This window comes from Rossellomorea sp. H136 (assembly GCF_056838065.1).
In genome coordinates this window covers 3,112,811-3,125,066 of the sequence record NZ_CM166371.1, presented here as the reverse complement: position 1 = coordinate 3,125,066, position 12,256 = coordinate 3,112,811, and the positions used below count along the sequence as shown (strand labels likewise).

17 protein-coding genes are annotated in these 12,256 nt (G+C 42.4%); 12 read left to right on the top strand and 5 right to left on the bottom strand.

Annotated features, from left to right (window positions below; all coding sequences use genetic code 11):
* Positions 1 to 87: 87 nt before the first annotated feature.
* Both ACYH0O_RS16015 and ACYH0O_RS16010 read right to left on the bottom strand, forming a co-directional pair.
* On the bottom strand, positions 88 to 219 hold the full coding sequence (locus ACYH0O_RS16015; RefSeq protein ID WP_482629500.1) for a hypothetical protein: 132 nt from the start codon (positions 217 to 219) through the stop codon (positions 88 to 90).
* A 59-nt stretch (positions 220 to 278) separates the two neighbouring features.
* The gene (locus ACYH0O_RS16010) at positions 279 to 1,181 is read right to left on the bottom strand and encodes a hydroxymethylglutaryl-CoA lyase (RefSeq protein ID WP_482629499.1); all 903 of its coding nucleotides are present in this window, start codon (positions 1,179 to 1,181) and stop codon (positions 279 to 281) included.
* A gap of 173 nt (positions 1,182 to 1,354) precedes the next feature.
* Here ACYH0O_RS16010 and ACYH0O_RS16005 point away from each other — a divergent pair, with 173 nt between their 5' ends.
* From ACYH0O_RS16005 to ACYH0O_RS15985, 5 genes are all read left to right on the top strand, one after another.
* A complete protein-coding gene (locus ACYH0O_RS16005) occupies positions 1,355 to 2,542 on the top strand; it encodes an acetyl-CoA C-acetyltransferase (RefSeq protein ID WP_482629498.1) in 1,188 nt (395 codons plus the stop codon).
* Positions 2,543 to 2,578: 36 nt separating this feature from the next.
* Positions 2,579 to 3,271 (top strand): CoA transferase subunit A, encoded by a 693-nt coding sequence (locus tag ACYH0O_RS16000; RefSeq protein ID WP_426890652.1) that lies wholly within the window; start codon positions 2,579 to 2,581, stop codon positions 3,269 to 3,271.
* Positions 3,272 to 3,289: 18 nt separating this feature from the next.
* Entirely contained in the window at positions 3,290 to 3,952 is a 663-nt protein-coding gene (locus ACYH0O_RS15995; protein ID WP_482629497.1) for a CoA transferase subunit B, read from the top strand.
* A gap of 116 nt (positions 3,953 to 4,068) precedes the next feature.
* The gene (locus tag ACYH0O_RS15990; protein WP_482629496.1) at positions 4,069 to 4,299 is read left to right on the top strand and encodes a YqkE family protein; all 231 of its coding nucleotides are present in this window, start codon (positions 4,069 to 4,071) and stop codon (positions 4,297 to 4,299) included.
* On the top strand, positions 4,278 to 4,826 hold the full coding sequence (locus ACYH0O_RS15985) for a GrpB family protein (protein ID WP_482629495.1): 549 nt from the start codon (positions 4,278 to 4,280) through the stop codon (positions 4,824 to 4,826). Before ACYH0O_RS15990 ends, ACYH0O_RS15985 begins: the two co-directional genes overlap by 22 nt.
* Positions 4,827 to 4,856: 30 nt before the next feature.
* On the opposite strand, the gene ACYH0O_RS15980 is transcribed toward ACYH0O_RS15985, so the two are convergent.
* Together ACYH0O_RS15980 and mciZ are read right to left on the bottom strand one after the other, a co-directional pair.
* Positions 4,857 to 5,780, bottom strand: coding sequence for an aldo/keto reductase (locus ACYH0O_RS15980; protein ID WP_482629494.1), 924 nt, complete (start codon positions 5,778 to 5,780; stop codon positions 4,857 to 4,859).
* Positions 5,781 to 5,859: 79 nt separating this feature from the next.
* Positions 5,860 to 5,985: a Z-ring formation inhibitor MciZ gene (gene mciZ, locus ACYH0O_RS15975; RefSeq protein WP_482629493.1), complete on the bottom strand. Its 126-nt coding sequence runs from the start codon at positions 5,983 to 5,985 to the stop codon at positions 5,860 to 5,862.
* Between the two features lie 82 nt (positions 5,986 to 6,067).
* Between mciZ and ACYH0O_RS15970 the strand changes: the two genes are divergently transcribed.
* Positions 6,068 to 6,616, top strand: a complete 549-nt coding sequence (locus ACYH0O_RS15970; RefSeq protein WP_482629492.1) for an NUDIX hydrolase — start codon at positions 6,068 to 6,070, stop codon at positions 6,614 to 6,616.
* A gap of 54 nt (positions 6,617 to 6,670) precedes the next feature.
* Here ACYH0O_RS15970 and ACYH0O_RS15965 read toward each other — a convergent pair whose 3' ends face one another.
* Positions 6,671 to 7,246 carry a GNAT family N-acetyltransferase gene (locus ACYH0O_RS15965; protein ID WP_482629491.1) on the bottom strand — a complete coding sequence of 192 codons (576 nt, stop codon included), beginning with the start codon at positions 7,244 to 7,246 and terminating at the stop codon, positions 6,671 to 6,673.
* A 142-nt stretch (positions 7,247 to 7,388) separates the two neighbouring features.
* Here ACYH0O_RS15965 and spoIIM point away from each other — a divergent pair, with 142 nt between their 5' ends.
* The 6 genes from spoIIM to ACYH0O_RS15935 all read left to right on the top strand — a co-directional run bounded on the left by spoIIM (position 7,389) and on the right by ACYH0O_RS15935 (position 12,245).
* Complete coding sequence (gene spoIIM, locus ACYH0O_RS15960) at positions 7,389 to 8,042, top strand: stage II sporulation protein M (RefSeq protein WP_113967595.1); 654 nt, start codon at positions 7,389 to 7,391, stop codon at positions 8,040 to 8,042.
* A gap of 111 nt (positions 8,043 to 8,153) precedes the next feature.
* Entirely contained in the window at positions 8,154 to 8,612 is a 459-nt protein-coding gene (gene fur / locus ACYH0O_RS15955) for a ferric iron uptake transcriptional regulator (RefSeq protein ID WP_149156992.1), read from the top strand.
* A gap of 194 nt (positions 8,613 to 8,806) precedes the next feature.
* Complete coding sequence (locus ACYH0O_RS15950) at positions 8,807 to 9,034, top strand: YqzK family protein (protein ID WP_149156991.1); 228 nt, start codon at positions 8,807 to 8,809, stop codon at positions 9,032 to 9,034.
* Between the two features lie 6 nt (positions 9,035 to 9,040).
* Positions 9,041 to 9,934 (top strand): site-specific tyrosine recombinase XerD, encoded by an 894-nt coding sequence (xerD, locus tag ACYH0O_RS15945; protein ID WP_482629490.1) that lies wholly within the window; start codon positions 9,041 to 9,043, stop codon positions 9,932 to 9,934.
* A 209-nt stretch (positions 9,935 to 10,143) separates the two neighbouring features.
* Complete coding sequence (gene deoB, locus ACYH0O_RS15940; RefSeq protein ID WP_149156990.1) at positions 10,144 to 11,328, top strand: phosphopentomutase; 1,185 nt, start codon at positions 10,144 to 10,146, stop codon at positions 11,326 to 11,328.
* 101 nt (positions 11,329 to 11,429) lie between these two features.
* The gene (locus ACYH0O_RS15935) at positions 11,430 to 12,245 is read left to right on the top strand and encodes a purine-nucleoside phosphorylase (protein ID WP_482629489.1); all 816 of its coding nucleotides are present in this window, start codon (positions 11,430 to 11,432) and stop codon (positions 12,243 to 12,245) included.
* Positions 12,246 to 12,256: the final 11 nt, after the last annotated feature.

Below are 12,256 nucleotides of genomic sequence, written 5' to 3'. Positions count from 1 at the left end.
AAAAAGGAGGAAAAAAGAGGAATTTTTGAACAGGGGAATACAAAGAAAAAGTGTCCCTTAAGAAGAGACACTTTCCTGAATGGTTATTTAAGATTTAGCATTTTGCCCTTTGGTAGGATGAATGGCTTTTTCAAGTTCTTCCTTAGCCATCGGATTAGAAATCGTATCTGAGTTAGGTTTGCCCTTTTGGCTGAATCCTTTATCACGTTTTTGACTCATTGAACTCATCTCCTTCAAGTTTTATCTAGTTTAGAATGCTCGAAGGAGAAGGAAGGTATTCATGATTGATTCATTTCATATAGGCGGTAGTAACCGCTTTCGATGGGGCGGCTGACATGGGGCTTCACCAGCTCGATGGCATGAGCCAGTTTCCCTAAATCAATTTCTGTGGAGACTCCCATTTCTTCTAACATATATACAACATCCTCAGTTGCTACATTCCCTGTTGCACCAGGGGCGAAAGGACAGCCTCCAAGTCCGCCTGCAGAGGTGTCAAAGCGGTCAACTCCCGCTTGAAGCGACGCAAGGATATTAGCAAGTGCCATCTTACGTGTGTCATGGAAATGTGCTGTCAGTAATGTGTGGGGCAATTCCTGTTTCAGTAACGCAAAGAGATGATATGCTTCAGATGGATTAGCCCTTCCTATCGTATCAGCGACGCTTAATTCATCCACACCCAATGAAACAAATTCCTGACAAAGAGAATGAGTATCCTCTGGTAAGACCTTCCCTTCATATGGACAGTAGAAAGCGGTGGAGATACAAGCTCTCACGAAGTATCCCCGCTCTTTTAACTCTGAAATTAGAGGGGACAATCCTTCAAGAGCTTCATCTGTCGTTTTATTAATGTTTTTCTGATTAAACGTATTGCTTACCCCTACAAATACGGCCACTGATCGACAGCCCGTTTCATATACCCGCTCGATTCCCCTTTTATTGGGTGCGAGAACGATATCTCTCGAATCAATCGTCATGCAGGAGTCGACAATATCACTTGCATCCTTCATCTGGGGAACCCATTTGGGAGATACAAACGAAGTCAGCTCCATTTCCCTGATTCCTGATTGCTTCAGTCGAAGGATAAACTCTTTTTTTACATCAGTCGGAACAAAGTTCTTCTCGTTTTGTAATCCGTCTCTCGGACCTACTTCAATAATCGTTGCTTTATTAGGTAAATTCATAATTTCCCTCCCTCTTTCATTTTAAGAAAATTTCGACATATAAATCAATATAAAAGTTTTTTGACAAATTTAGAGGAATTTAACCGCTTACATAGAATGAGTTAAAGTGGAACTGTTTTTTAAGGTTAGTCATAGGCAAACCAATCAGTCAGAAGAGAAAGGGAGGAAGAAAGATGTCGAATGAAGTCGTCGTTGTGAGCGCAGTGCGCACAGCCATCGGAAGCTTTAACGGATCTTTAAAAGGCATTTCAGCTCCGGAACTTGGAGCGATTGTCATTAAAGATGCCATAGAGAAGGCTGGTCTGAATGCAAGTGATGTAGATGAAGTGATCATGGGGAATGTATTGCAGGCAGGATTAGGTCAAAATCCGGCCCGCCAAGCATCCATCAAAGCGGGACTCCCTGAGCATGTGCCTGCCATGACCATTAACAAAGTGTGTGGATCAGGATTAAAAACGGTCCATCTGGCAACGCAGGCCATCCTTGCCGGGGATGCGGATATCATCGTTGCAGGTGGAATGGAAAATATGAGTCAGGCTCCATATTTACTAAAAGGAGCAAGAGAAGGATACAAAATGGGAGACCAGAAAGTAGTCGACAGCATGATTTCCGACGGCTTATGGTGTGCCTTTAATGATTATCATATGGGCGTAACGGCAGAGAATCTTTGTAACCGCTATTCCCTTACACGTGAAGAACAGGACGAATTTGCGGCCTGGAGCCAGCAAAAGGCAGCTGCTGCGATTGAATCCGGCCGATTTGAAGATGAAATCGTCCCGGTACATATCCCTCAGCGAAAAGGAGACCCTGTTGTATTCAACCAGGATGAATTTCCTCGTAAAGGGTCGACTGCCGAGAAACTTTCCGGCCTTCGCGCAGCCTTCAAAAAAGAGGGCACAGTAACAGCTGGAAATGCATCGGGCATCAATGATGGAGCCGCTGCTGTTGTCGTCATGTCGAAGAAGAAAGCAGACGAACTGGGCATCACACCTCTAGTGACCATTAAAGGGAACGCCAATGCCGGTGTTGATCCAAGCGTTATGGGGATCGGCCCTGTTGCTGCCGTTAAAAAAGTATTGGAAAAAACAAAGCTGACGATTGAAGATATAGAATTAATTGAAGCAAATGAAGCGTTTGCCGCTCAATCATTAGCGGTGGATAAAGAACTTCAATTCAAAAAGGATGCTCTAAACGTAAACGGCGGAGCCATTGCATTAGGTCACCCGATTGGAGCCAGTGGAACGCGAATTCTAGTGACGCTGATTCATGAGATGAAGAAAAGAGGCGTACAAAACGGACTGGCTACCCTTTGTATCGGTGGTGGACAGGGAGTAGCAACAGTCGTTGAACTTCATAAATAAGCAATAGAAAAGATCCAGATTCAAGGAGGGAATACAATGAAAGAAGTATACACTTCATATGACGAAGCGGTGGCAGACATCCACGATGGAGCCACTTTAATGGTTGGAGGATTCGGTCTGTGCGGGATCCCTGAAAAACTCATTCTTGCCCTTGTAGAAAAAGGTGTGAAAAACCTGACCGTCATTTCAAATAATTGTGGTGTAGACGACTGGGGCTTAGGTTTATTATTGAAAAATAAGCAGATTGATAAAATGATAGGCTCCTATGTCGGGGAAAACAAAGAATTTGAAAGACAGGTCTTATCTGGTGAACTGGAAGTGGAATTGGTTCCTCAAGGTACGCTTGCAGAGAAAATCCGCGCAGGTGGCGCAGGGATTCCTGCCTTCTATACGCCGGCAGGAGTCGGGACACCGGTAGCGGAAGGAAAAGAGACCCGCACATTTAGTGGAAAAGAATATTTATTGGAAGAAGCCTATACGGCAGACTTTTCCCTTGTACGGGCGTGGAAAGCCGATAAGATGGGGAATCTGATCTACAACAAAACGGCTCAAAACTTTAACCCCATGATCGCGGCAGCTGGAAAAGTGACGATTGCAGAAGTAGAAGAGCTTGTTGAAATCGGGGAAATCAATCCGAATGAAGTGCATACCCCAAGCATCTACGTGCAGCGACTGATTCAGGCAGATCAGGAAAAACGCATTGAAAGAAGAACAGTGAAGCAAGCATAGAAGGGAGAGTGGAACGGGATGGATCGTGCCAAAATGCGTGAAAGAATAGCAAGAAGAGCGGAAAAGGAAATAGAAGATGGTTTCTATGTCAATTTAGGAATCGGGATGCCTACACTGGTAGCCAACTATATAACAGAAAACAAACAGGTTGTCCTTCAATCTGAAAATGGATTACTTGGAATCGGCCCATATCCGGCAGAAGATGAAGTCGATGCGGACCTCATCAACGCTGGGAAAGAAACAGTTACGGCGATTCCAGGCTCCTCTTACTTTAATAGTTCAGAATCATTCGGGATGATCCGCGGAGGACACATCAATATTGCCATCCTGGGTGGAATGGAAGTAGCCGAAAATGGTGATCTTGCCAACTGGATGATACCTGGAAAGATGATCAAAGGTATGGGTGGAGCGATGGATCTCGTCCACGGAGCCCAGCGCATCATCGTCATCATGGAGCACGTGAATAAAGCCGGTGAGAGCAAAATCCTGAAAGAATGCACCTTACCTCTGACAGGGAAAGGCGTCGTGCACCGTATCATCACGGATCGCGCCGTGATGGATGTCACAGATGATGGGTTACTGCTTCGTGAAGTAGCGAACGGTTTCTCTGTGGAGGATATCCAATCATCCACGGATGCGACGTTGATTGTAGGAGAAGATGTGAAATTGGAAGCCTATTGATGGAGAGAGCCGGTTAGAAGGGGCGTATACCCCCTTTTGACCGGCTTTTTTGAGCCTGACTTTTGACTAAAACCAAAAAAAGATTTATAACTATGACAGATAGGGGGAATCGGCATATGTCTAAGAAAAAGAAGCAGGAAGCAGAAATGACGTTAAAGCATTCAATCAACCAGGATCTATTCGAACAATTAAAGCAGAAAAAGAAAGAGCTTGAAAAAGTGGAGTCTGTGAAAAAGGAAGAAGAGCGTCTTAAAAAAATAGAAGAGAAAAAGCAGCGGGAAAAGAATAAAAGCTTTGAAGAACTGCTGAATGAAAGCAGCATGGATTGGAAGAGTTACAAGGAGTGATGAGGGATGTAAAAGTAGTACCACATCAATCAGAATGGAAAGAAAAATTCGAAACAGAAAAGCGATCACTCGAAAAGATTCTCAAGGATGCAACCATCCATCATATCGGCTCGACGTCGGTGCCTGGGTTGGCCGCTAAACCGATTATCGATATTCTAATAGAAGTCCCTGACCTTGAGAGCATTGATGACCGGACAAAAGAATTCAGCAAACTGGATTTTGTGGGGAAAGGGGAGAATGGTATCCCGAACCGTCGCTACTTCTATAAGGGAGAAGGAAATGAGAGAGCCGTACATCTTCATGTTTTCCCTTATGGAATCGATCATGTGATCAGGCACTTAGCATTTCGTGATTATTTAAAGGAATATAGCGCGGAAGCCCAGCGATATGGTGAACTGAAATCAAGGCTTGCAAAGAAATTCCCACATGATATGGAAGGCTACATTCAAGGGAAAGACCAATTTGTGAAGGACTTGGAGAAAAAGGCGATAAATTGGTATGAAAAAAATAAGCGGGAAGGGAATTAAGAACCCTGCCCCGCTTATTTTTTTGTTCACTCAATCCCTATGTTGCTCATACCGTGATAATTTAGTTAAGTGTTTAAGCATATCCAGCGCCTCAGTAGATAAAGGGCTCGCATTGACCGCATCAATATTCTCCTGAAGCTGCTGAACAGAACTGGCTCCCGGAACCACGGCTGCAACCGATTGGCGGGAAAGAATATATTGGAGGGCAAGCTCATTCATTTTGCGCTTGTCTCCCATTTTGCTATGAATGGACTCGATCGTTTCTTGAAGCTCTTGATAAGAATATTCCAGATACCCACTCTCTTTCATTTTCGAAGAAGCTTTGGAAAGCATTTTCTCAGAAAGAAGTCCTTTTGCCAAAGGCCCACGGGCCACGATACTCACCTTATTCTCATCCATTAGGTCCATCCATTCTTCCGGGCGACGATCCAGTAAGCTGTACTGCATCATCACGCTCTCAATGGAAGAACTCTTAAGGAATCGCTTAATGACATTCGGACGGATGGAGGAGATTCCATAATGGCGGATCAAACCTTCACTCTTTAATTCTTCAAATGCCTCGATCGTTTCTTCAAAATGATCTTCAATCGTCCCGCCATGAAGCTGATAAAGATCGATATAGTCCACTTTCAGGCGGGATAAGCTATCCTTGACGGCAGACTTGATATAGGATTTGGAAGGATCCCAGCGCCAGCCATCTTCCACGTCATCCCAGCGATTTCCTACCTTTGTGGCAAGAATAATGTCATCTCGGACCTCACGGATGACGTTACCCACAATTTCTTCATTCTGACCAAAGTCATATAAATCAGCGGTATCAAGATAATTGATCCCATTCTCTAGAGCGTGTTGTACAATTTCCTTGGCAGCTTTCTCTTCGGTTCCAAGTGACATACAACCGAGTCCCATCTTTGATACAAATAAATCGGAACTTCCTATTTGTCTTTTTTCCATTGTATCCGTCCTTTCGACATTAGCACTCTTTATTATATTAACGAAAGTCGGGACGAATAAACAAAAGATATGGCTGGTTTCAACAATTGGCTTCGATCCATTCCTTCACCGTGGCGTAGGTTTGGTTATATTGCTTCAGCTTCTCCCTGATTTCCCATGCTTTACCTACCAGGATGATCCGGTCATTTTCAGCAATCACCTTCAAGGGGTTTCACCTCGATCCTCGAATCAGATATGGTAAAATGTATGAGGATAAGGTCAATGACAGAACAAGGAGAGTTGAGCGGATGAAAAAATTTGAAGAAAAGACGATAAAAACGGAAACCATCTATCAAGGGAAAATCATTGATCTTCAGGTGGATGAAGTAGAGCTTCCCAATGGAAAGACTTCCAAGAGAGAACTTATTAAGCATCCTGTTGCTGTTGCTGTTATTGCGTTAACACCAGAGGGGAAACTTGTCATGGTAGAGCAATATCGCAAAGCGCTGGAGAAATCCATCATCGAAATTCCTGCAGGGAAGCTAGAGCCCGGGGAAGAGCCCGGTAAAACAGCCCTTCGCGAATTGGAAGAAGAAACGGGCTACGGATGTGGGAACCTGGAGCATTTGATTTCGTTTTACACGTCTCCCGGATTTGCAGATGAGCTTGTTCACTTGTATATCACTCACGATCTTTATCCCATTCAGGAATCGAAAGAAACGGATGAAGATGAATTTGTAGAGTTGATTGAAGTAACAGTCGAGGAAGCGGTGCAGCTTATAAAGGAACAGCGGATTTACGATGCAAAAACGGCTTATGCCGTTCAATATCTGCAACTGCAGAAGCTTACTAATTAAGAGAGAACAGGACAGCCAAAAAAGGCTGTCCTGTTTTCATGAGTTAATCAAATCTTAATTGAGGTCCCCTGGAATCAGAGAATAAACACACGTATTACGTGCATCTTTCCCATTTTCATCAAGATGATCATGACGAATGATGCCTTCAAGCGTAAATCCCAGTTTTTCAGGTACTCTTTTGGAACCTGCATTTCTCTCGTCGCAACGAATTTCCACCCGCTGGCAGCAAAGGTCATTTAAGGCGAAATGTGTTAACGCATTCACGGCTTCAACGATATAACCTTTTTTCGTGTGCTTCGTGTGAAGCCAATATCCTATTTCCACTTTTGGCACGTTCCAATCGATGCGATGCAGACCTGTAGATCCAATAAATTCATCTGTTTCTTTCAGATAAATATGGAGTCGAATGTCGGTCTTTTTAATAAATTCTGCATAGGAATCCCGTACTCCCGCCTCCACTTCTTCCAGGGATTGTTCTTTACGGGCGAAGGGAAGCCAGGGTTTTAATTCATTTCTTGATTCAGAGATGGCAATAAAGACTTCAGATCCGTCTCCGGGCAGGCACGGTCTAATATAAAGGCGGGGTGATTCAATCTTATCGGGAAAATCGATTAAACTTGGATTGCTCATAATATGTTCCTCCACTTCCACCATAAGGTTTCTATGATTATACGGTTATCCCCATGGAAGTTCAATAGAATAGAAGAGAGAAGAATAAACCTGTCCCGGCCTACATATAGATTAGTAATCGATATCTAGGAGGAGCACTGTGATGCGCAAAAAAATATCAAATTCAAATCCACTCGTTCAACATGTACAAGCACATTCCTCAATCTATTTATTTATCATTACGCTATTTTTAATGGGGATCATTTTTGGAGCAATCGTGGTTAATTCATTGTCTTTTGCCCAAAAGGAAGACCTGTATTTCTATTTAAGTAAATTCTTCAGTGAAATGGAAGATGGGAGTATGACGTCAGCAGAAGAGCTGTTTCGTCAGAGCTTCCTTCATAATGTAAAGTATCTCGGGTTGATGTGGTTACTGGGAATCTCGATTATCGGACTCCCCCTCATCTTCGTTCTATTATTTATGAAGGGAGTCGTTGTGGGATTTTCGGTTGGGTTCCTAGTAAATCAAATGGGATGGAGCGGATTTTTATTATCCTTTGTCAGCGTCTTACCGCAAAATATCATCATTATTCCGGCGTTTATTTTCATCGGAGCGATCAGCGCCAGTTTTTCCCTTACGCTGATTCGAAAGATTTTCATGAGGCAGACATCATCCATGCAGTTTCAAATGATTCCGTTCTTATCCAGGTACGTGATTTTCTTAGTGGTAGCAATCGGGATTGTCACAATCGCCGCCAGCATTGAAGCGTATCTCTCTCCTAACTTAATGGAAGCGGTTATTTCAAAAATAAAATAAAACGATTATTATATAAGAATCGTTTTATTTGTTTAATTATAATTATTTTATTTTGCTTATTCCTCCCTTTTTGATATAATAGTAAGGACATTGACGAGGGAGGAGAGGACTATGGAAAGCCGTATTGAAAGAATCAAAAAACAACTTCATTCTGCCAGCTACAAGCTTACGCCACAGCGCGAAGCAACGGTACGCGTGTTATTGGAACATGAAGAAGATCACCTCAGTGCCGAAGATGTATACCTCCTCGTTAAGGAAAAATCTCCGGAAATTGGACTGGCAACTGTATATCGTACATTGGAATTGCTATCTGAACTGAAAGTTGTGGATAAAATCAATTTTGGCGATGGTGTATCGCGTTATGATCTCAGGCAAGAAGGGGCAGCCCACTTTCATCATCATTTAGTATGCATTGAATGTGGAGCGGTTGATGAAATACAAGAAGATCTCTTAGAAGACGTGGAAGCGATTGTTGAACGAGATTGGAAATTTAAAATAAAAGATCACCGCCTTACCTTTCATGGTATTTGTTCCAGATGCCAGGATAAAGAAGAGGACCCAGAAGAATAATATGATGCCGAAAAGCCTTAAAGATTCCTGTCGTTGTTTCTCATTTGAAACATCCCATACATACTCTTTAAGGCTTTTTTATATACACCGACAGAAATTTTCACCGTTTTAACTCCATAAGGTATAAAACAGATTAAAAACGTCATAGCTTGTATTAATAGACGTTAGTACCGATGAATATGGAGGACGACAGGATGATAAAAGGAATTCAAATGGTATGGCAAACCATTAAAGTGTTTATTTTGTTTACTGGATCAACGATTTTGTTTTACTATGGTATTATGTGGATCAGTGAAGAATATGAAGGCTATCACAGATATGATGAACCCGAGGGAGCAGCAGTCAAGGTGTATTCTTCTGTGACGGATGAAGAAAGCCAATGGTATGATCGGCTATTATTTTTTTATATGAACGGGGAGTAATGCAGTGTGGAAGACCATATTCAAGATTTCATGCACTTTTTAATAGTAGAAAAAGGACTGGCCAAAAATACGATAGAGTCGTACCAGCGTGACTTAAAGAATTATGCACTATACTTAACGAAGGTGGAAGAAATATCGGAACTGAACGCCGTTTCGAGGATGAACATAGTCCAATTTCTCGGCCACTTAAAGAGTCAGGGGAAATCTTCAAAGACAGTTGCACGCCATGTTGCATCTATCCGTTCCTTCCATCAATTTTTGCTAAGAGAAAAAGCGACGGAACAAGATCCGACTGTGCATATCGAGACACCGAAAACAGAGCGGACGCTTCCAAAGATTTTAAGCATAGCCGAAGTGGAAGCTTTACTTGAAGCTCCTGAGGAATCTACACCACTTGGGATGAGAGATAAAGCGATGCTTGAAATCCTTTATGCGACAGGTATCAGGGTAAGTGAACTCATTCAACTAAAACTGGACGATGTCCACTTGACCATGGGATTTGTCAGATGTATAGGAAAAGGGAATAAAGAACGGATTATCCCCATAGGGCAAACGGCAATGAATGTTCTTGAGAAATACTTAGAAGATGCCCGGTTGAAATTAAGAAGCAAGAAACACCGGGATGATCACCTTTTTTTAAATCATCATGGTAAAGGTCTGACAAGACAAGGTTTCTGGAAGAACTTAAAAGCTCTTGCAAAAAAAGCCAATATTGAAAAGGATCTGACACCTCATACACTTAGGCACTCATTCGCAACCCATTTATTGGAGAATGGGGCAGACCTGAGGGCAGTACAGGAAATGCTAGGTCATGCAGACATTTCCACCACACAAATTTATACACATGTAACGAAAACACGCTTAAAGGATGTATACTCACAATTTCATCCGCGTGCTTAAAAGATGAAGAGAGATGTCTTAAAGAAAATAGTATTCTTTAAGGGATCTCTCTTGTTTTTTTTGAAAGGAAAAAGTAGAATGTAGATGTCAGACTTCTGACGTTAAATCCTGTCGATTGCTATAATGCAGTTAAGGGTAAGATACGATTAAAGATCAAAAAATGTAACCGCTTTTTTAAATAAGGTACTACATATAGGAGGTTTATTTGAATGAGTAACTATACATACAAAAGAGTTCATCTGATCGTCATGGACTCAGTGGGAATAGGTGAGGCGCCAGATGCTGAACTATTTAACGATAAAGGAACAGATACGATTGGTCACATTGCTGAACATATGAATGGACTGAACATGCCCAATATTGGAAAGCTTGGACTTTCGAATATTAAAGAAGTGAAGGGAATTGAAAAAGCTGACAAGCCGTTAGCATACTTCACGAAAATGCAGGAAGCATCTGTAGGGAAAGACACGATGACTGGTCATTGGGAAATAATGGGTCTCAATATTGATAAACCGTTCAAAACGTATCCAGACGGTTTCCCTGAAAAATTAATTCAGAAACTTGAAGCTGAGACAGGCAGAAAGATCATTGGAAATAAGCCTGCAAGCGGAACTGAGATTATTGAGGAGTTAGGAAAAGAGCACATGGAAACAGGAGCTCTAATTGTTTATACTTCTGCAGATCCTGTCCTTCAAATTGCAGCTCATGAAGACATCATTCCAATAGAAGAGCAGTACAAAATTTGTGAAATCGCACGTGAAATCACGAAAGAAGAGGAATACCTCGTAGGTCGTGTGATTGCTCGTCCATTCGTTGGCGAACCAGGCGAGTTCAAACGTACATCCAATCGTCATGACTATGCGTTAAAACCTTTTAACCGTACAGTAATGAATGAACTGAAGGATTCCGGTTTTGACGTGATCGCCATTGGTAAAATTTCAGATATTTTTAATGGAGAAGGAGTGACTGAATCGATTCGTACAAAGCATAATATGCACGGGATGGACGGACTCATTAAATCATTCGATCAAGACTTCACAGGCTTAAGCTTCCTGAATCTTGTCGATTTCGATGCTTTATTCGGACATCGTCGTGATCCAGAAGGATATGGAAAGGCGTTAGAAGAATTTGATGCAAGGCTTCCTGAAGTGTTCGAGAAAATGACGGAAGATGATCTTCTTATCATTACAGCCGATCACGGGAACGATCCGACCGCCCCAGGAACAGATCATACAAGAGAATATGTTCCACTTCTCGTTTATTCAAAACGCTTTGACGGAGGGAAAGAGCTGCCTATCTCTGAAACATTCGCAGATATCGGCGCTACCGTGGCAGACAACTTTAATGTGACCATGCCGAAGTTTGGTAGAAGCTTCTTATCACAATTGAAATAGGTATTCCTGGTAAAAATATTGAAAGGGAGAGGATGAAAGAGCGGTAACATCAGCCCATTTCCTCCTCTTTACGTTGAATGATAAAAAAAGGAGTAATGAACATGAATTATGAAAACATCCAAAATGCAGCAAACCATTTAAAAAATCAATACACAGGCCAACCGAAAATCGGACTCATCCTTGGTTCAGGGTTGGGTGTGTTAGCTGATGAAATCCAAAATTCAGTGAAAATACCTTATAAAGAAATCCCTGACTTTCCTGTTTCTACAGTGGCGGGACACGCAGGGCAGCTTGTGTTCGGTCAATTGGCGGGTCAGGAAGTCGTAGCAATGCAAGGGCGTTTTCATTACTACGAAGGGTACGGATTCGATAAAGTCACATTCCCCGTCCGTGTTATGAAGGAACTTGGCGTCGAAGTCTTAATCGTCACCAATGCTGCCGGTGGAGTGAATGAAAGCTTTAAGGCTGGAGACTTGATGCTGATCACGGATCATATTAATAATATGGGTGGCAATCCACTAATTGGGGCGAACGATTCCCGCTTAGGACCAAGATTCCCGGATATGTCAGAAGCATATTGTAAAGAACTGCGTCAAAAAGCGAAAGAAATCGCAGAAAAGCTTTCAATTGAAGTGCAAGAAGGTGTGTATGTGGGGAATACAGGACCTACATACGAAACTCCAGCTGAAGTGCGTCTTGCCCGTACACTTGGAGGAGATGCAGTAGGAATGTCGACTGTACCTGAAGTAATCGTAGCCCGCCATGGGGGAATGAAAGTGCTTGGAATTTCATGCATCTCAAATATGGCGGCAGGTATCCTTGACCAACCTCTTTCCCATGATGAAGTGATTGAAACAACCGAAATGGTTCGTGCAAACTTCCTGGAATATGTAAAAGAAATCGTGAAATCAATCTAAGGGTTGTACGA